The organism is Antrihabitans stalagmiti (assembly GCF_016482825.1).
GTDB lineage: Bacteria > Actinomycetota > Actinomycetes > Mycobacteriales > Mycobacteriaceae > Antrihabitans > Antrihabitans stalagmiti.
In genome coordinates this window covers 306691-326021 of record NZ_JAEMNV010000003.1, presented here as the reverse complement: position 1 = coordinate 326021, position 19331 = coordinate 306691, and the positions used below count along the sequence as shown (strand labels likewise).

Annotated in this window: 19 protein-coding genes; 7 read left to right on the top strand and 12 right to left on the bottom strand. The window is 63.4% G+C overall.

What is annotated here, in order from left to right:
- Positions 1-134: 134 nt before the first annotated feature.
- The 5 genes from JGU71_RS10135 to JGU71_RS10115 form a co-directional block, all read right to left on the bottom strand.
- On the bottom strand, positions 135-1106 hold the full coding sequence (locus JGU71_RS10135; protein ID WP_199703965.1) for a DUF1648 domain-containing protein: 972 nt from the start codon (positions 1104-1106) through the stop codon (positions 135-137).
- A 30-nt stretch (positions 1107-1136) separates the two neighbouring features.
- Positions 1137-1472 (bottom strand): SCO6045 C-terminal-like domain-containing protein, encoded by a 336-nt coding sequence (locus JGU71_RS10130; protein WP_199703964.1) that lies wholly within the window; start codon positions 1470-1472, stop codon positions 1137-1139.
- Positions 1469-2332 (bottom strand): MbnB/TglH/ChrH family RiPP precursor modification enzyme, encoded by an 864-nt coding sequence (locus tag JGU71_RS10125; RefSeq protein ID WP_199703963.1) that lies wholly within the window; start codon positions 2330-2332, stop codon positions 1469-1471. The genes JGU71_RS10130 and JGU71_RS10125 overlap by 4 nt, the downstream gene beginning before the upstream one ends.
- Positions 2320-3252 (bottom strand): TIGR04222 domain-containing membrane protein, encoded by a 933-nt coding sequence (locus JGU71_RS10120; RefSeq protein WP_199703962.1) that lies wholly within the window; start codon positions 3250-3252, stop codon positions 2320-2322. The genes JGU71_RS10125 and JGU71_RS10120 overlap by 13 nt, the downstream gene beginning before the upstream one ends.
- A gap of 104 nt (positions 3253-3356) precedes the next feature.
- Positions 3357-3749 (bottom strand): SdpI family protein, encoded by a 393-nt coding sequence (locus JGU71_RS10115; RefSeq protein WP_199703961.1) that lies wholly within the window; start codon positions 3747-3749, stop codon positions 3357-3359.
- 105 nt (positions 3750-3854) lie between these two features.
- Here JGU71_RS10115 and leuS point away from each other — a divergent pair, with 105 nt between their 5' ends.
- Both leuS and JGU71_RS10105 read left to right on the top strand, forming a co-directional pair.
- Entirely contained in the window at positions 3855-6677 is a 2823-nt protein-coding gene (gene leuS / locus JGU71_RS10110; RefSeq protein ID WP_372433141.1) for a leucine--tRNA ligase, read from the top strand.
- Between the two features lie 51 nt (positions 6678-6728).
- Positions 6729-7106: a nuclear transport factor 2 family protein gene (locus JGU71_RS10105; protein ID WP_199703959.1), complete on the top strand. Its 378-nt coding sequence runs from the start codon at positions 6729-6731 to the stop codon at positions 7104-7106.
- A 16-nt stretch (positions 7107-7122) separates the two neighbouring features.
- Here JGU71_RS10105 and JGU71_RS10100 read toward each other — a convergent pair whose 3' ends face one another.
- Entirely contained in the window at positions 7123-7512 is a 390-nt protein-coding gene (locus JGU71_RS10100; RefSeq protein ID WP_199703958.1) for a bacteriophage spanin2 family protein, read from the bottom strand.
- Positions 7513-7744: 232 nt separating this feature from the next.
- Here JGU71_RS10100 and JGU71_RS10095 point away from each other — a divergent pair, with 232 nt between their 5' ends.
- Positions 7745-8176 carry a PAS domain-containing protein gene (locus JGU71_RS10095; RefSeq protein WP_199703957.1) on the top strand — a complete coding sequence of 144 codons (432 nt, stop codon included), beginning with the start codon at positions 7745-7747 and terminating at the stop codon, positions 8174-8176.
- Here the strand turns inward: JGU71_RS10095 and JGU71_RS10090 are convergent.
- Together JGU71_RS10090 and JGU71_RS10085 are read right to left on the bottom strand one after the other, a co-directional pair.
- On the bottom strand, positions 8153-9232 hold the full coding sequence (locus JGU71_RS10090; protein WP_199703956.1) for an NAD(P)H-dependent amine dehydrogenase family protein: 1080 nt from the start codon (positions 9230-9232) through the stop codon (positions 8153-8155). The genes JGU71_RS10095 and JGU71_RS10090 overlap by 24 nt on opposite strands.
- Positions 9233-9255: 23 nt before the next feature.
- Positions 9256-10044 (bottom strand): SDR family oxidoreductase, encoded by a 789-nt coding sequence (locus JGU71_RS10085; RefSeq protein ID WP_199703955.1) that lies wholly within the window; start codon positions 10042-10044, stop codon positions 9256-9258.
- 84 nt (positions 10045-10128) lie between these two features.
- Here JGU71_RS10085 and JGU71_RS10080 point away from each other — a divergent pair, with 84 nt between their 5' ends.
- Entirely contained in the window at positions 10129-10788 is a 660-nt protein-coding gene (locus JGU71_RS10080) for a TetR family transcriptional regulator (RefSeq protein ID WP_199703954.1), read from the top strand.
- Here the strand turns inward: JGU71_RS10080 and JGU71_RS10075 are convergent.
- Positions 10778-11455 (bottom strand): SDR family oxidoreductase, encoded by a 678-nt coding sequence (locus JGU71_RS10075; protein WP_199703953.1) that lies wholly within the window; start codon positions 11453-11455, stop codon positions 10778-10780. The two genes, JGU71_RS10080 and JGU71_RS10075, sit on opposite strands and share 11 nt — an antisense overlap.
- Before the next feature lie 29 nt (positions 11456-11484).
- Here JGU71_RS10075 and ggh point away from each other — a divergent pair, with 29 nt between their 5' ends.
- Positions 11485-12822 (top strand): glucosylglycerate hydrolase, encoded by a 1338-nt coding sequence (gene ggh, locus JGU71_RS10070; protein WP_199703952.1) that lies wholly within the window; start codon positions 11485-11487, stop codon positions 12820-12822.
- A gap of 120 nt (positions 12823-12942) precedes the next feature.
- Complete coding sequence (locus JGU71_RS10065; protein ID WP_199703951.1) at positions 12943-13437, top strand: acyltransferase; 495 nt, start codon at positions 12943-12945, stop codon at positions 13435-13437.
- 3 nt (positions 13438-13440) lie between these two features.
- On the opposite strand, the gene JGU71_RS10060 is transcribed toward JGU71_RS10065, so the two are convergent.
- The 3 genes from JGU71_RS10060 to JGU71_RS10050 form a co-directional block, all read right to left on the bottom strand.
- Positions 13441-15516: a PhoX family protein gene (locus JGU71_RS10060; RefSeq protein WP_199703950.1), complete on the bottom strand. Its 2076-nt coding sequence runs from the start codon at positions 15514-15516 to the stop codon at positions 13441-13443.
- A 313-nt stretch (positions 15517-15829) separates the two neighbouring features.
- Entirely contained in the window at positions 15830-16585 is a 756-nt protein-coding gene (locus JGU71_RS10055; RefSeq protein WP_199703949.1) for an amino acid ABC transporter ATP-binding protein, read from the bottom strand.
- A 3-nt stretch (positions 16586-16588) separates the two neighbouring features.
- Entirely contained in the window at positions 16589-18397 is a 1809-nt protein-coding gene (locus JGU71_RS10050) for an ABC transporter substrate-binding protein/permease (RefSeq protein WP_199703948.1), read from the bottom strand.
- 202 nt (positions 18398-18599) lie between these two features.
- Here JGU71_RS10050 and JGU71_RS10045 point away from each other — a divergent pair, with 202 nt between their 5' ends.
- Positions 18600-19283, top strand: coding sequence for a hypothetical protein (locus JGU71_RS10045; protein WP_199703947.1), 684 nt, complete (start codon positions 18600-18602; stop codon positions 19281-19283).
- Positions 19284-19331: the final 48 nt, after the last annotated feature.

Sequence of the window (19331 nt, the reverse complement as noted above, 5' to 3'; positions counted from 1 at the left end):
GCGTCCCCGCGGGGACGTCCGGAACTCGGTCCGACCGACCACGCCGCCGCCTCACCACGGAAGTTCCACTGCCTTTCGGCATGCTGGCTTGAAACCGTCCACACGTCCCCGCGGGGACGCCCGACCGGTCCGTGTCAACCGTGTACGTTCGCGGAGCGCCGATCGGCAAATGAATTGATTGCACCTGCCATGGCGTCGGCATGCTGGGTGGTGATCGTCAGCATCAGCCCACTTGCCGCACCGATCTCGACGGCAGGTCCGGTGGTGGTGACGATCCCGTAGCGGCCGCGGCCTTTCGCGCGCAGCCCCCAACCGCCGTAGTCCTTGAACGGATTGACGTGGACCGACTTTGCTCCGGTGATCTCGTCGATCGAGATGTCTATCGACGTGAGACCGAAATTGCGGACCCGCACCCCGGTCGAGTCGACGATCACTTCGAAACGCATCAATGCCAGCAGGACAAGGACGACGGGCACGGTCGCAACAAGGGGCCATGTTGCATCGACGAAGAGACAACCGACCGCCGCGACTGCGACCACCGACGTCGCAACGACGACCGATCCCATTCGGCTGAACCCGACGGTGTCTTCGATCGAGGCCAGCACCCCGCGCGGCAGCGTCGGTGGCGGTGGTTCCTCGGCGCGGATCCGGACACGGAAGTCACGCAACATCGCTGCGCCGGTACTGCCGAACAGGATTCCGGCGAGCACGCCCAGACTGATGACCGGCCACGGCAGGCGCACGTCGGTCACGGAGTCGCGGTCGAGCTGGATCACCAGGATCGTGATCTGCAAAGTGAACAACAGCCCGACGATCGTCAGCCCGAGCAGCAGCATCGCTCGCCGCATCAGCAGCAGTGCCTGCGCCAATGCTGCGACAGCGCAGCATCCGCCGCCGATCAACACGATCACGAGCGCGAACACCCAGGCGAAGGTCATCGGCTCGGAGAACGAATCCGGTTTGGCGGCCGTCCAGTGCGTCGCAATCTGGTCGGGTAGGCGCGATTTCAGCAGCGCGGTCACGGCGATCCCGACCGCGGCGGCGAGTATCGGCACGATGATGCCGAACACGAGGCCGACGGGGTCGATCAGACGTTTGTGCTTCACAGCGTCGCCAGCTTCACAGCGTCACCGGCTTCACAGCGTCGCCGGCTTCCGGTGCCGCCACGGCCAGCGCGACCGCGCTACCGGTTGCAGTCCGATCGCCGTGAGGTGGTCGGCGAAGGCACGCGCGTCGGCGTATGTCGTCGTCTTCGGTCGGTCTTTTGCCCAGGCGCAGTAGAGGTCCTGGAAGCGATCCCCGCACGCATACGTCAGTCGCGGATACCGCCGACCGACCTCCTGCGCGCGTTTGCGAAGCAGTGCTCGGGACGCTGTGGCGAGTGCATCCCGATCGAAGCCTTCGGGTGGTTCTGCGCCCGCGACCAACGCCCGAACCAACGCGGCCTGCCGCGCCGCCAAACCGTCCGTCATCGATTCGACCATTCTGTTGCTGCGGTGATTCGGTCCAGACCGGCCGAATCTGCGATCGCGTCGAGCTCGGCGAGCAGTGCCGCAGCGGGCGGATAGTTGCCGTCGAGTTCGAGCATCAGAGGTGCAGATGTTGCCGCGCGGAGCTCGCCGACCAGGGCGAGGACCTCCTCCGGCACCCGATCGGTGTGAGTGTCGTGATACATCCCGTCGAATTCGCTGCCGCCTGCGACGTGGCAGTATGCGATCTGCTCGATCGGTAGGCGGGCGAGTTCTGCGCTGGCGTCGAGACCCCGGTTGCGGGCGTTCGCATAGACGTTGGCGATGTCGAGCAGCAGGTACACACCGGTCCGTTCGATCAACTCGGCGAGAAATTCGGATTCGCTGTATTCGGCATCGGGCCAATCGAACAATGCTGCGATGTTCTCGACTGCGAACGGCACCTCGAGCCCGTCCTGAACACGGCGGATATTGCGCGTCAAAACGTCCAGCGCTTCGGCCGTTCGGGGCATCGGCAACAGATGACCGGCTTCGACGCCATCGGCGCGGACGAATGCGATGTGCTCGCTGACCAACGGCGCGTCGAGGGCGTCGGCGCAGGCGGCCAGATGGGCGATCCGTGCCGAATCGACATCGTCGACGCCACCTATCGACAGTGAAATGCCGTGCGGAACAACGGGAACACCGCGGGAACGCAATACCGTCAACTCATCGGGTATGGCCAACCCGCGATTCCCACTTACCAGTGACTCCGCGATCACCTCGCAGAAGCCGATGTCGAGTTGCGCGATGATGCCGCAGATCTCCGGTCGCCAACCCATCCCGAGTCCACGATCGGCGAGCGGGCTGCTCAGCCCCCGCATCCGCCACCACCGCCACCACAACCGCCGCCCCCACCGCAGCTTGATCCGCCACCGTCTCCGCTCGACGACGAGCCGCCGTCGCCCGATGAAAAAATGCCGCCCGACGATTCCGACGACGACACCCCGGACGCACCGGCGACAGCGGGATCGAGCAACCACAGTGCAGCGCCACCGAAGATCGCGGCGGACACGGCTGCGCTCGCAGGTCCGTAGGACCCGAGCGCAGGCGCGCGACTCGGTCGCAGATGCGCGTTGTTCTGCCACGCGATCATCATCTCGGTCATACCGCGCCGGGTACGACGTGAGGACCGCGCGACAAGCAGACCCGCCATCGTCAGCATTACGAGGGCCAAAATGAGGAAGAAGACCGGCTTTCCGTTCAGCACCCCCGCGATGACGCGAAGCAGTCCGACAACGCCGACGACGACGATCGGTACGGTTGCCATCTTCGCCGCGCGCCGATGGTCGGGCCCGACGAGTAGACCGCGGTCCACAAGCGAACCGCGCAGCTGCGCAAGGGGAACGGTGAGCGAGGACGTCAGCGCGCCGACCGACAGCGACCCGCCCATTGCGATCCGGTCGTACACGCTGCGCGTGAACGGATCCAGAGCGTGTGTGTCGGCTGTTGTCATCGATCGAGCGATGCCGGTGGCGGTGATCAACTGCGCTCCACGCAGCAGCGCGAGCGCCGCCAGCACTGCCCGTTCGTCGGAAACCAGCATGCCCATTTCGGGCGGGGTCAACGGACCGACGCTGCCGCGCGGATTCGACACGCTGCGGGTGTATGCCTTACGTAAGAAGATGCTGAGCACGATCGCGATGACGGCGCTCACCAGGAACCCGCGCAAGAACTGCCCGCTCGGAATTCCCCAGGTGTCGGCTGCTGTTACTGCGTCAGCGATTACATAAACGTTCGACATCGCAATCACCTTTCTGCGCGGACTGGAACGGCGGTAGAACTTTTGCCGCCCGTGCGCGTCAGCGAGTGCAGGTACTCGTCAGGTTCGCGCCGACGCGGAGCATCTCATTTCTCGCAGGCATCCTTGAGCGAGCACGAACCACACGCGTCACCACAGCCATCGACCGCGGCGGTTGCAGCTACTGCACGAGTTGCGATCGATCCACCGATTCCGGCGATCACCAATGCCGCGAATGCAGCGACGACGACCGCGACGATTGCGATGACACCGCTGAATGCGAAAGCGGCGACGCCACCGATCGCGAGCACGCCGGCGCTGGCCAGCATTGTGGGCGCAGCAACTTTGTTGGCAAGCTCGAATGCAGCGTCGTCACGCAGGGTTTCCGCAGTCCGGATTCCGGCCCAGCGGTTGCGCGGCAACTGGCCGGTCAGTCCTGCAAGTCCGACACCTGCAACGACGACCGCCAGTACGAAGAAGACAGAAGCGACGATAACCACGTATGCAGGATACGGCGGAACTGCCTGCATGCATAAATGAGTTTCACGACGCTTTACGCTGATACACGAGTTTCGAGACTGTCGCCGAGAAGATGTGAGAGCCCTGTGCCGAACGCCGAAGTACCCGAGCACCGCTACGACGCCGCCGCGGCGGGGCGGATCGAGCGCCGGTGGCAGCAGCTCTGGAACGAGCGTGGCACGTTCAACGCGCCCAATCCGGTCGGTCCGCTGGCGACCGGATCCCCCGTCCCGAAGGACAAGTTGTTCGTCCAGGACATGTTCCCGTACCCGTCCGGCGCGGGCCTGCACGTCGGCCATCCACTCGGTTACATAGCTACCGACGTTTTCGGCCGCTTCCACCGCATGCGCGGCCACAACGTGCTGCACACACTGGGCTACGACGCGTTCGGCCTGCCAGCGGAGCAGTACGCGGTGCAGACGGGAACCCATCCGCGGATCACGACCGAGGCCAACATCGTGACGATGCAGGCGCAGTTGGATCGGCTCGGTCTCGGGCACGACAAGAGGCGCTCGTTCGCGACGACGGATCCCGAGTACTACCACTGGACCCAGTGGATCTTCCTGCAGATCTTTCATTCGTGGTACGACGAAGCGCAGGGCAAAGCGCGTCCGATCACGGAGTTGACCGACGAATTCGCCTCCGGCACAAGGCCGCTACCCGACGGTCGAGCATGGGCGGACCTGAGCGAAGCCGACCGCGGTGCCGTCCTTGACTCGTATCGCCTTGTCTACCAAACCAACTCGATGGTCAACTGGTGCCCCGGCCTCGGCACCGTGCTGGCGAACGAGGAGGTGACGCCGGACGGGCGCAGTGAGCGCGGCAACTTCCCGGTGTTCCGTAAGCGCTTGCAGCAATGGATGATGCGCATCACGGCGTACTCCGACCGTTTGGTAGACGATCTCGAGTACCTGGACTGGCCCGACAAGGTCAAGGCCATGCAGCGCAACTGGATCGGGCGATCGCGCGGCGCCCAGGTGAAGTTCGAGGCCGATGGCGGGGTGATCGAGGTTTTCACCACCCGGCCCGACACGCTGTTCGGCGCAACGTACGTCGTGCTCTCACCGGAACACGAACTGGTCGACACCCTCACCGCGGCCGAGTGGCCCGACGGTGTCGACGAGCGCTGGACCAACAACGGCGCGGCGACCCCCGCAGAGGCAATTGCCGCCTACCGCAAGACGATTGCCGCGAAGACCGATCTCGAACGGCAGGAGAACAAGGACAAGACCGGCGTGTTCGTCGGTTCTTACGCAACCAATCCTGTCAACGGCCACAAGGTGCCGATCTTCATCGCCGATTACGTCCTCAGCGGCTACGGCACCGGAGCGATCATGGCGGTCCCCGCTCACGATCAACGTGACTGGGAATTCGCAACGGCTTTCGGGCTCGACATCGTCGACGTCATCGAGGGCGGCAACTCGGCAGAGGCTGCCTACCCCGGCGACGGACCGCTGAAGGACTCCGACTACCTGAACGGTCTAGGCGTCGACGCGGCGAAGGCCGCGGTCATCGCCCGGTTGGAGGAAGACGGTCACGGCACCGGCACCATCCAGTACAAGCTGCGCGACTGGCTGTTTGCGCGGCAACGGTATTGGGGCGAACCGTTCCCGATCGTCTACGACGAGAACGGTGCCGCGCACGCATTGCCGGAATCGATGCTGCCCGTTGAACTGCCCGAGGTCGAGGATTACGCACCCGTCTCCTTCGACCCGGACGACGCCGACTCCGAGCCGTCACCCCCGTTGGCGAAGGCAACCGAGTGGGTCGAGGTCGAACTCGATCTCGGCGACGGACCGAAGAAGTACCGTCGCGATACCAACGTCATGCCCAACTGGGCGGGTAGCTCGTGGTATCAGCTGCGCTACATCGATCCGACCAATCCGGATACGTTCTGCGCCAAGGAAAACGAAGAGTACTGGGTCGGTCCGCGGCCCGAGTTGCACGGTCCGAACGATCCGGGCGGCGTCGACCTCTACGTCGGGGGCGTCGAGCATGCCGTGTTGCATCTGCTGTATTCGCGGTTCTGGCACAAGGTTCTGTTCGACCTCGGCTATGTCAGCTCGAGCGAGCCCTACCGGCGGTTGTTCAACCAGGGCTACATTCAAGCGTTCGCCTACACCGACGCTCGTGGCGTCTACGTCGCGGCAGACGAAGTCCGAGAGCGTGACGGAAAGTTCTATCTCGGCGACGACGAGGTCTTCCAGCAGTACGGGAAGATGGGCAAGTCGCTGAAGAATGCTGTTGCGCCCGATGAGATCTGCGACGAATACGGTGCCGACACACTGCGTATGTACGAGATGTCGATGGGTCCACTCGACACCTCGCGCCCGTGGGCGACCAAGGACGTCATCGGTGCCCATCGCTTCCTGCAACGCGTCTGGCGCGTCGTACTCGACGAGGAGACGGGCGAGCTAAAAGTCACCGACGACGCGCCGTCCGACGCGACACTTCGCCTGCTGCACAAGACGATCGACGGCGTCATCGCCGATTACACCGCTCTGCGCGACAACACGGCGGGTGCGAAGCTCATCGAGTTGAACAACCACCTCACCAAGGCCTACCCGGCCGGAGCGCCGAGGTCGGTCGTCGAGCCGCTGGTGCTGATGCTGGCTCCGCTCGCTCCGCATCTCGCCGAGGAACTGTGGGAGCGCCTCGGTCACACGGAATCGTTGGCGCACGGACCGTTCCCGACCGCGGACCCGGCGCTGCTCGTCGACGACACCGTCGACTACCCGATTCAGGTCAACGGCAAGGTCCGCAGTCGGATCACCGTTGCAGCGGATGCAGACAAGGCTGCTGTCGAGGCCGCCGCGCTGGCCGACGAGAAGATCGTTGCGCTGCTCGACGGCAAAGCGCCGCGCAAAGTAATCGTGGTTCCGGGACGGATGGTCAACGTCGTCGCTTGACGCTACGCTCACTCCATCTAGAACACGTTCTAACTTTGGATGGAGTGAGCGATGACGTCGACGTTGACGGACACAATCCGCGCGACTGTGGAGCGCTATGTTGCGCTGGTCGCGACAGGCACCGCACAGGAGCTTGCCGACCTCTACACGGCCGACGCCGTCGTCGAGGATCCGGTCGGCACCGAACCGAAGGTCGGGCATGCGGCGATCCGTGACTTCTACGAGGTACTGCAGGCCGCCCAGCGGGAGACGAAACTACTCACCGCTCGCATCGCGGGTAAGCAGGCAGCATTTCACTTCGAGTTGACGACGACTTTCGGCGAACAGAAGGTCGTGCTGGCGCCGATCGATGTCATGGAATTCGACGACGACGGCAGAGTGACGAGCATGAAGGCGTACTGGGGTCAGGACGATCTGAAACTGACGTAGTTCGCCATTCGGTTCTTTAGCGGCAGGCGCTGCTGAGCGACTGATACAGGTCGGCCTTCTGCTGCGTCCAGTCCGCGATCGCTTGTGGGTTCAGGTCGCCGACGTTCATCTGCGAGATCGTGCTCGACATCGCTTCGAGCGCGTCCTGCAGCGTGACATCGGTCGTCTGGCCCGCCAGATCGGACAACTTCTGCGCGGCATCGGCGGCGTTCTGTGCCGAAATGTCGGGGTTGTTCACATCCGGGGTGAAGTTTGCTGCCTGCAGTGCATCGACGCAGACGCCTGCCTTGTCGACCGTTGCCGCAGCCTGGTCGAGCGTCTCGCAACCACTGAGAACCAGGACTGCGAAAGGGGCCGCAACGAAAGCGGCAGTGACAGAACGGCGGACGTGCTGGCGGAGGCGCATAGCCGGAGTTTACCGGCATATCGGACGTTGACGAAGGCCCATGTGAACAGCGCGATCTTCCAGCAAATCCGGCGTCGAAACGCACGGATAACGACTCGCCGAAGAGGGTTAGACGGGTAGGTGAACCCGCGCTAGTATCTCGATTCAGCATCGGTGAGGTCACAGCGTCGTCACACTCACCGATTGCTACAAGTTGGGTCGCGACCGGAACCGGATACGGGGATCTCGATATATGTACGAAGAGCGAAAGCCTGCGCCGGACACGGCACTCGGCTATTTACATCAACTTCCGGCACTGATCCTGATCGACCGCCTGCCGATACCGATCTTGGCGGTCGACGCAAAAGGTGAGGTACTGCACGCCAATCCGGCGTTGGAAGAACTGCTGGGTTACGACCCCGGCAACCTCACCGGTCGGCCGTTGGACAATCTGCTCGGTCGGTCGCCGGACGAATACCAGAGCGCTATCGGTGTTCTCGCCTGCCACGGTGGTCAGCCGATAGCGCTGCGTCACCGCAACGGCGACCCGGTACGGGTGATCGCGAGCGACTCGGTCTTCATGCGTCGCGACGATCCGATCACCCTCGTCTCCCTACACGATGTCACCGAAAACCTTTGGGCCGGTGGCCCGTACATGTCACTAGGGCGTGCCCACGGGGCCTAACCCTCGCCCTGTGGTGAGCGGAAGGTCGACCGCGGTCAGTAGTCCCGGCCGCGCTTCGATCACCGCCGAGACCGCGCTGACAAGTCTTGCCGCCGTGCCGACGAGTCCCGCTGTGCTGTGTTCGCCGTCGCTCGCAACGAGCTGTAGATCGAGGACGTAGTCGGGCTCACCCTTGATTTCGACTCGGTAGCAACCTTTTCCAGCAGGCTGTGGCCATTGTGGCGCGAGATCAGGGCGTAACCGGGTGACGTGTTCGAGCACGAACACCGCCTTGCCCGCCTTCATGCCGCACACCTGGAATCGCAACGCCGCGGCCGTGCCCTCCGCAATCTGGTGACCGGTGAAGTCGAACGACTCGGGCGCGGGCACCCGCTCGAAATTCTGCTCCACACCGTCCAAATCCACGTCGAGTGCGCTCGCGAGCTGCCGGACGACGCTTCCCCATGCCAACGACAGAATGCCGGGTTGCAAGAGCAGCGGCAGGTCGTCGAGCGCGCTGCCGAAGCCCATGATCTCGAAAAGGACTTTCGGATTGTCGTAGGTCGAGTAGTCCATGACCTCCGAGCAGATGATCTGGTCGAACCGCTCGCACCCGCTACTCAGCAGCAAAGGCAACCAGTCGTTGGCCCATCCGGGATCGATACCGTTGACCCACAACGACACTCCACCCTCGACGGCGGCGTCGACGATCGGATCGATCGCCTCCTGCGGCAGCGTGCCGTACGGAAACTGCAGAAATACAGGACTGCTGGATACGACGTTGATGCCTGCCCGCAGAAACTTCTTCAAGTCCTCTACGGCTTCCATCAGTCTGTCGTCGGCCATCGCCGTATGGACTATGCAATCCGGCTTCAGTGCGACGAGCGCATCGGCGTCGGTGGTCGCAGCAATTCCGACCGTATGGTCGAGGCCGGCCAGTTCACCAGCGTCCCTACCTGCCTTCTCGTCGCTGGACACCCACACGCCGATCAGTTCCAGCTCCGGACGCGCGATGATCGACCGCAACGCCCAGCGCCCGACATTTCCAGTGCTCCATTGCACGACGCGGTACGCCACAGCGATCTCCTTGGTTACGGGGTTTACAGGTCAGGTAGGCCGAGTTCGAGGTTCGGCGCTTCGATTCCGCCGTCGATCTCGAGCACTTTGCCCGTGATGTAGCTACCGGCTCGCGAGCCGAGATAGACGATGGCCGCCCCGATCTCCCACGGCTCACCGAGGCGACCGAGCGGTGTGGCCGCTTCCATTTTTTCCTTGATCGCCGGATTGCTCGCGACAATGTCCAGCGCCGAGGTCAGTACCGAGCCGACTGCGATCGCGTTCACTCTGATTCGCGGCGACAGGTCGGTCGCGGCAAGCCGGGTCCAGTGCGCGAGTGCAGCTTTGGCGGTTCCGTAGGCAAGAAAACCGCGGCCGGACACACGACCCATCACCGACGAAATGTTGATCACCGCACCGCCTCCGCTGGCAAGCAGATGTGGCACGGCAGCCTGAGTCAGCGCGTGGGCCGTCGACACATTGAAATGAAAGGCCTCTTCGAGAAAGTCGGTCGAGGTTGTGAGAAATGTGTTCGGCATCGTCCCGCCGACATTGTTGACGACGATATCGACACGTCCCAATTCTTCGGCGGCAGTGGCGCAGAAGCCGCGGACAGCGTCCAGATCCGACAGGTCGGCAGGCACGACGACGACCCGTCGGCCGAGCTCGCGGATCCGGTCGGCAACCTCGACCAACTGCGATTCGGTCCGCGACGCGATGGCAACGTCGGCACCCGCTTCGGCGAGGGCGAGAGCGGCAGCAGCGCCGATACCGCGACCCGCGCCGGACACAACGCCAACCTTGCCGTCGAGCGAAAAGTTGTCGAGTATCACGTGCCGCTCCTCCAATGCGCCGATGCCCTTCGAGAAGGATTATTAAGACCGCTGTCTTAACTGTCAATGGGGTAACATCATGCGATGACGATCTCCGCACGGGAACGGCTGATCCTCGCCGCCGAGCGTCTGATGGCGGAGAAGGGCCCGTCGGTATCGCTGCGCGACATCGCAATCGCAGCCGAGCAACGCAACAACTCGGCGGTGCAGTACCACTTCGACACCCGCGACGGCCTGATCCGTGCGGTCGTGGATTACCGCATAGAAATGCTCGAACCGCGACGTCGGGCCCTGTTAGCCGAGTATTTCGGCAGCACCGTTTCGTCCGCCGAAGCGGTCAACCCCGTCCACGGCTTGCTCGAAGTCCTCACGCTGCCGATGTTCGAACTCGGCCCACGCTTCGGCGCAACCCACTACGCACGGTTCCACGAACAGGTCCGCGCGAACCGCGCAGTCAGCGACGCCACCAACCTCGGCGACGAGCGCAGGTCGTCGATCCTGACGATCATGCGTGGTCTCGACAAAGCCCTGGCCCCGCTGCCTGCGCGGTTACGCGAGCGGCGGCTTCGGTCGTTGCCGACCGTTCTGTTCTCCTTGCTTGCGGACCACGAGCGAGCGGTCGAGGCCGGTCGCATCGCCGCGGATGATCCCAACGCTGTTGCGGAGTTGCTCGACATGGCGAACGGACTGCTCACCGCGCCCGTATCGGCGGGCCTGCACGTCCGCTCCGACCTCAGCGTTTGATCGGTCGCAACACGATTTCGGTCGGATGGGCGTCGCGCGGTGTCGCGATCGCGTTGGCAACAGTCCGGGCAACGGTCTGCGCGGTCAGAAATTCGTCGGCGTTGTATTCGCGACCTTCGTGACCGATGATTTCCCGCTGCATGTCGGTGTCGATCCGGCCCGGGTGGATGGATGTGACGCGAAGGTCGGGTTCTTCGAGTCGAAGCGCGTCGCCGAATGCCCGCAGCGCGAACTTGCTCGCCGCATACGAGGCCCAGCCCGCGTTCGCGCGCAGACCGGCACCCGAATTGATGAGTACCACATGGCCTTTCGATGCACGCAGCACAGGAAGGAGCAGTCGGGTGAGTTCGGCGACGGCAATGACGTTGCCTTCCAACGTGTGCCGCCACTGCTCGACGCTCGATTCTGCGATCGTGCCGAGATCGGCGACACCGGCATTGTGCACGAGAACGTCGAGTTTCGTTATGGCACTGGCGGCTTCGGCAACGGCGTCGTAGTCGGTGAGATCGGCTGGCCAGGCACGAGCGTCGGGAATTTCGTCGATCAGAGCGGTCAGCGCGTCCGGCGTTCGGGCTCCGACAAACAGGTCGTGGGTCGGTGCGAGTTCGCGCGCGATGGCGGCGCCGAGTCCGCGGCTGGCACCGGTGATCAATGCTGTCGGTCGCATACATCCGAGGTTAGCCCCACAATATGACCATGGCCGACCGTGGATTCACCCCGACACAGCTGGCTGCCCGCGCTGCATACCTGCTCCGCGGCAACGACCTGGGCACGATGACCAGCGCCGCCCCGCGCCTGTATCCACACATGTGGAGCTGGGATGCGGCCTTCGTCGCGGTCGGTCTAGCGCCGCTGAGCGTCGAGCGCGCGGTCGTCGAACTCGACACCCTGCTGTCTGCACAGTGGAAGAACGGCATGATTCCGCACATCGTGTTCGCAAACGGTGTCGACGGCTACTTTCCCGGGCCCGCGCGCTGGGAGTGCAGAGAACTCGCCGCGTTCGCACCACTGGGTCCGGATACGTCGGGCATCACGCAACCGCCGGTCCACGCGATCGCACTACAACGAATCCTCGACCATTCCCGCAAGCACGGACGCACCACCCGGTCGGTCGCAGAAGAGTTCCTGAACCGCCGCTGGCCCGACCTCGTGCGCTGGCACCGCTGGCTCGCCCATGCTCGTGACCAGGACGAACGCGGTCGAATCACGCTGTACCACGGGTGGGAATCCGGCATGGACAACTCGCCACGCTGGGATCGCGCCTACAGCAACGTCATCCCTGGCGAGCTGCCCCCGTACCAGCGCGAAGACACCGCGATCGTCACCGATTCGTCGCAGCGACCAAGCAACGTGGAATATGACCGGTACCTGTGGCTGCTCGAAGAAATGCGTCAATCCCGTTACGACGACACGCAACTCGCAGCAACCATGAGCTTCGCAGTGGAGGACGTGTTCGTCAGCGCGATCTTCGCATTGGCGTGCGACGTCCTCGCTCACATCGGTGAGGAGTATTCGCAACCCAACTCCGATGTCCGTGAGCTGCACTATTGGGCCGACCACTTCCGCAAAGGCGTCGTCGCGACGACCGACGAACGTTCTGGCGCGGCACGCGACTTCGACGTTCGACTCGGCCGCTGGATCAGTACGGAAACGCTCGCAATGTTCGCACCGCTGTTGTGCGGCGGGCTTCCTCGCGCCCAAGAGCGCAATCTGCTGAGAATCTTCGAGGGTCCGCGATTCTGTGGTCACCCCGACCTCCGCTACGCACTGCCGCCGTCGACGTCACCGGTCTCCAAGTACTTCCGGCCCCGCGAGTACTGGCGGGGTCCGGTGTGGCCGGTGATGAGTTGGCTGTTCTCCTGGGCTTTCGCGCGTCGGGGTTGGGCGGAACGTTCGCTCGGCCTGCGTGCAGAGGGTTTACGCCAGGCCAGTGACGGCAGCTTCGCGGAGTACTACGAACCCTTCACCGGCGAGCCGTTGGGGAGTATGCAGCAGTCGTGGACGGCGGCTTCGGTCCTCGACTGGTTGGGGTAGCGCCGGCCGGGCCGCGTGGGCTGGACTGACGAGCGAGTGAGCGCAGCGAGTGAGCGAGGAGGGAAGCTCACGCGTGAAGCCCGGCCGGCGCCAGGAATGTCACAGGCCTATGGTGTTTTTATGGGGGTTACTTATCGCAGACAATCGGTGTTCGTAGCACTGGCCAATCTTCCGATCTTGAACAGCCGTTCGAGAATGCGAGTGCTGAGGCACGCAGGGGTCGTCGCAGGCACTCCGTCGCTTGTGCATCGCGGAGTTGTGGTGCAGGGCCTCGGGACCCTGCGCCTCGGGTCGGGTTGCTTCGTCAACTACGGCTGCTACTTCGACACGGTCGCCGATATCACCATCGGAAACAGCGTCTTTCTCGCCGACCATGTCCGGGTCCTCACCAGCAGCCACGAGATCGGCAGCGCTGCGCAGCGGGCGTCGACGCTCAAATCGGAGAGCGTCATGATCGGCGACGGTGCCTGGATCGGATCTGGTGCGGCGATCATGCCGGGTGTGACGATCGGATCAGGCACCATCGTCGGTGCGAACTCGCTGGTCACGCGTGATTGCAAACCGAATTCGGTGTACGCAGGAAGCCCGGCCGAGTTTCGCAGGGAACTCGACTAGCCCCTAGACCCCGATTCGCCCGCCACCCGATTTCCAGACTGCGACGACGGACGGTCGTGGCTGGCTGTCGCCACCGTCCGGCCAGTGCGAGGCTGGGTTGTCGGCGCTGGCATCGTCTTCTTCGCCGGGATGCTGGACGCAGACCGTGACGCGGGCATCGGAGATGATCGGCCCGCAGGTCTCGGCACCCTTCGGAACCGAAAGGAACTGTTTGGTTTCGCCACGGTTCGGACCTTCGAGGACGACGGAGAACAGGCCGTCGTTCGACTTCAACGCGTTGCCGTCGGTCGAGATCCACAGGTTGCCGTAGTCGTCGAAGGCAAGGTTGTCCGGGCACGAGATCGGGCTCACCTTGGTCTTGTCGAAACCGCTGAAGTAGGTGTCGGCCGCTTGCGGGTCGCCGCAGACGAGTAGCAGCGTCCACGTGAACTTCGTGCCTGCGTGCTCGTCGGTGATCTCGAGTACCTGCCCGTTTTTGTTCGTGTTTCGCGGGTTCGCCTCGTCTGCAGGCGCTTTGCCCTCGGTGCCACGCTTGTCGTTGTTCGTCAGCGCGACGTACACCTTGCCGGTCTTGGGATTCGGCTGGATGTCCTCGGGGCGGTCCATCTTGGTGGCCCCGACCTTGTCGCCCGCGAGCCGCGTGAAGACCGCGACCTCTTCGGCGCTCATGCCGTCGACGAACGACTCGCCCTTACCGTCCTCGTTGGTCTTCAGGATCGGCAGCCATTCCCCCGTGCCGCTGAATCCGTTGTCGGACGGCACAGTTCCGGACCCGTCTATCTTGCTCGGCTCGTTACCGGTCAAGCGCGCGACGTACAGCGTTCCGGCGTCGAGCAGCGTCATGTTGTGTCGCATGCTTGCCTGCCCGGTACCGGGTTGCATCTTCTTCGACGAGACGAACTTGTACATGTAGTCGAACTTCTCGTCGTCGCCGCTGTACGCGACAACCGTTCCGTCGCCGGTGATATGGATGGTGGCGGCTTCGTGCTTGAAGCGTCCGAGCGCGGTGTGCTTGATGGGAGTCGACGCCGGATCCCACGGGTCGACCTCGACGACGTAGCCGAACCTGTTGGCCTCGTTGGGTTCTTGCTCGAGATCGAACCGACGATCGAAGCGCTCCCACTTGCGCTCCGACGCGCCGTCGACGAATCCGTACCGCTTCAAGCGGTCCTTGGCGGTCTGGTCGCCGACCTTGTCGTAGTTGCCGAAGTACTGGTTGAAGTTCTCTTCACCCGAAAGCACTGTGCCCCATGGCGTCACACCACCCGAGCAGTTGTTGAGTGTGCCTATGACCTTGGTTCCGGTTGGGTCCGCAGCGGTCTTCAACAGATCGCTCCCGGCCGCGGGACCGGTGACGACGAACTCGCTGTTGGCCGAGATGCGCCGGTTGTACTGCCCGAAAGCCGGTGTGAGCTTGCCACTTCCGGACTCACCCTGCACCTGCACGACCGACAAGCCGTGCGCGGTGACCGCAACCTGGAACTGCTCGAGCGTGGGATTCTCTGCGTCGTAGCCCTTGAACATAAACGGCTCGGTTGTGTATTCGTGGTTGCAGACCAGCAAGAACGTATTCGGCTGACCTTCGATCGGCAGAAGGCCCGCGAAGTCGTTGTTGAAACCGAACTGCCGCTCCTGCGCCTGCGGCGTCTGACGATCGAAGTCGAAGGCGGGCGCATCGGCGAACAGTGGCTCGCCCCAACGAATTACGACGGCCTGCTCGTAGCCGTCCGGGATTACCACGGCGTCTTCCTTGTTCGGAGCTACGGCTGTGAACTGAGTGCCGGACGGCGATCCCCCTGCCTGCGCCCCCGTGCTTGTTCCACCGCCACTCGACGAGCCGTCGTCACCACACGCAGCGAGCACGCTTCCCGCACCCACAGCGAGGACCGCCGCGGCGCCACCTTTGAGCACACCACGACGCGACATCGCGGAACGAACGATGTCTCCGAAGTACGCACCGTCGGAGTTGTTCGGTACCTCGTGCGAACACGCGTTACCGCACTTGTACTTACACGTCACGCCCGCGCGGGACGACTGTCCGTCGTGCTTAACGAACAACGCCAAAGGTATGAGACTCACTTGCAGAACTCCCCGAGTCGGTTGGTCAACTCGCTGGAACATATAAACCACAAAAGAGGACAAACCAACGTGCGGGTGAACGATGCAATAACGAGGCGACCCTAAGTTCAGCGGTTCGGCCGGTGCACAACGGACAGGGCGCTTGCATCGGGGCTGGGCACATTCCTACCCCGCCCGGCTGACGGTGTGCACAAAGCTCGCTCAGATGGGACATCAGCGTGCATGCATTCGGGTCAGCGTGCGCTTGACTGGACCCACACCGACCCGAACTCGCGCATCCTGATGCTCCAGAACCTGCCAGACTTCGAAAAGCTCAGAGCACCTGAGCCAGAAATTGCTGCAGACGATCCGTCTCGGCGTTGTCGAACAGCGCAGCAGGTGGACCCGTTTCGATGACGGTGCCGTGGTCCATGAAGACAACCGTGTCGGACACCGACCGCGCGAACCCCATCTCGTGGGTTACGACGATCATCGACATACCCGTCGAGGCGAGGTCCGCCATCAGCGCCAACACGCCTTTGACCAACTCGGGATCCAGCGCCGAGGTCGCCTCGTCGAAGAACATGATCTCCGGCTTCATCGCCAGAGCCCTGGCTATCGCGACCCGTTGCTGCTGACCACCCGAAAGGTTGCCAGGACGTGAGTCCGCCTTTGCCGACAGCCCGACCGACTCGAGCTGCTCGAGTGCAGTCGCCCGTGCTGCCTCTTTGGACAGTCCGAGCAGCTTCTGCGGTCCGAGTGCGACGTTGTCGGCGACCGTCTTGTGAGGGAACAGGTTGAAGTGCTGAAACACCATCCCGATGCGCTGCCTGAGCTTGTCGGGGTTGTCCTTCAACACCGAACGACCGTCGATCAGGATGTCGCCCTGATCGGGTTCGTGCAGCCGGTTCAGCGCGCGCAGCAACGTCGACTTGCCCGACCCGGACGGGCCGATCACCGTCGTCGTCTTGCCTGCATCGACGTGTACGTCGACCCCGCGCAGCACCTTGTTCGTGCCGAACGCCAAATGAATGTTGCTGCCTGTCAACGAAACCGGCGCGGTCGTCGGCGCTGTAGATACCGTGCTCATCGGCTAACCTCTCTCCACGACGATGGCCTGCTCGAGCGGATCGAGCGTCCCTGATTTGTCTGCCTTGCCGGTCCGCAAGCGCTTGTCGATGTAGTTCACGAGATGTGTGAGTGGGATCGTGAGCGCAAGGTAGAACAGTCCGGCGGCGACGAGCGGCGAAAGATTGCCGGTCTGCGCGTTGAGGTCTCGCCCGACTGCGAACAATTCACGCTGCGACGCAAGGAGTCCGAGGAAGTAGATCAGCGACGAGTCCTTGATCAGCGAGATGAACTGGTTCATCAACGCAGGGAGAACCCGGCGCACACCCTGCGGTATGACGACGAGCGTCATCGCTTGGTTGTAGCTGAATCCGATTGCTCGCGCTGCTTCCAACTGGCCCGGTTCGACACTCTGTATGCCGGAGCGGAAGATCTCGCCGATGTAGGCGGCAGCCAGCAACGAGAGCGCCGCCGCGCCGAGCCAGTACGGATTGTTTCCGGTGATGCCCTTGACCACCGGACCGATGCCGAGGCCGATGATCAGGATGATCACAACCGCGGGCAAACCACGGAAGATGTCGGTGTAGATCCGAGCCGGCCAGCGTAACCACCGTGTGCGCGAAATGCCTGCCACCGCAAGCACCATGCCGAGGACCGATCCGACGATGCCCGAGATCAGAGCGAGGATCAGTGTGTTCGGCAGGCCCGTCGTGAACAGGTCGGGTATCGCTTGGCGGTACAACTCCCAATCGAAGAACGTGTCGCCGAGCTGCTCGAACGTGCCTTTCGGCGAGCTCGGCGCTGCTGCATCGCCCGTGCCTGCATTCTCGGCGGCGAGTGCCGCGAAGTCCGGCAGGTCGGGAATCGTCGTCGCCTTGCTGCCGGGCTTCCAGCCTTCCGGCAGCTCCCGTGGCACCCAATCGGCGTACAGCTTTGCCCAGGTACCGTCCGCGATCACCGCGTCGAGGCCCGAGTTCAACGCATCGGCCAGGGCAGGATTGTCTTTGGCGACAGCCCAACCGACGAAGTTGTTGAGGCTGAACGTGTTCTGGACGATTGCGGTCGGATCGCCGTCTTTGATTGCGCCTTCGGCTTGCTGTGACGGCGCTACCCAGGCGTCGATCTGGCCGGTCTTCAGGTTCGCGTATGCCGTGTTGTAGTCCGGGAACTTCACGGGATCGAGCTTCAACGTGTTGACCACGTAATCGTCTTGAACTGTTCCCTGAACGACGCCGATTCGGGTGCCCGCGTTGAGATCTGCGAATCCCTTCACGGAACTGTCTGTCGGTGCGACGAGGGAGAAGTAGCCGAAGTCGTAGCCGTTGGTGAAGCCGACCGTGTTGCGACGCTCGTCGGTTGTGGTGATCGACGACGATCCGACATCGAAGCGTCGAGTTGCCACCTGCGACAACAGACCTGCGAATTCCGTTCCCGAAAACTCCACGTCCAGGCCAAGTTTCGCGGCAACGGCCTTCAACAGTTCGTTGTCGTATCCGGTGAACGTCCCCGTGGAGTCGACACAGATGCTCGGCGGCGCATCCGACAGTGTGCCGACGCTGATCTTGCCCGGCGTGATCAGACCCAGCTTCGTGACGTCGATCTGATCGACGGGCGTCGTATTCGCTGTGGTGTATCGATCCTCGCCCGTTTGTGCCGAAGCATCGAGATTCGTCGGTGCTGCGGAGGAACTGCCGACGCCGGGAGGGGAGCACAGATCGCTTGTCCCCGAACTCGAACCATTGTCGCTACCGCAGGCCGCCAAACCGAGCACGAGCACCGCAGACAGCAGCACCAGCACAAATGCGCGGGCCTTCACCGTGAATTTCCGGACCATTCTGATCAGCCTAGCCGTGTGCGACCTCGGTACTCCGGTTGCGATCCCCTGGATTCCAGGGGAATACGTCAGCACTACTGCGCCTCAGGGGGTGGGCATTGATCACCCCTCTGGGGACTGCTTTGCGGGTCGCCGCCCAGCCAAACTTCTTTCAACACCAAAACAATCCAACACCCGCTCAACTCGACCGAAAGGAACTTCGATGACCACCAACATCCGACTCCGCAAGGCAATCGTCCGCACGACCGTCGCCGCCGCCGCCACTGGAATCGCGGCCATCTCCGCACTCGGTCTTGCCGGCACCGCAGCCGTCGCATCGGCGCACGACTTCGGACCCAACACCTGTAAGTCCGGATACGTGTGGCGTGAGGCCAACGAGAGCGACCTCGTCTGTGTCACTCCCGACATCCGCGAGCAGGTTCGGGTCCAGAACGCCACGCCGCTCGCGAACCGTGTACTGAGCGAATACGGCCCGGCGACCTGCGACTCGGGCTACGTCTGGCGCGAGACGCAAGCCAGCGACCTCATCTGCGTCACCCCCGAGATTCGCACGGCGGTGCTCGGCCAGAACGCGGACCCGACCGCACACCGTGCTTCCGGTGGCGGCGCGTTCGGACCCGACACCTGCGAATCCGGCTACGTCTGGCGTGAAGGTTTCGACGGCGACACCATCTGCGTCACGCCCGATTTCCGGGCCACGATCCTGGATCAGAACACCGCACCCGAAGCGAACCGCGCGGCCGACGACCTGGCCTACGGTGCCGACACCTGCATCGACGGCTACGTCTGGCGTGAAGCCTTCGACGGCGACACCATCTGCGTCACCCCCGACATCCGCACGCAGACCCTCTCCGACAACGCGGCGGCCGCGAGCCGGGTGGCGTAACACCACAACAGCACCGACTTGAGGCGGCTACCGATCGGGTAGTCGCCT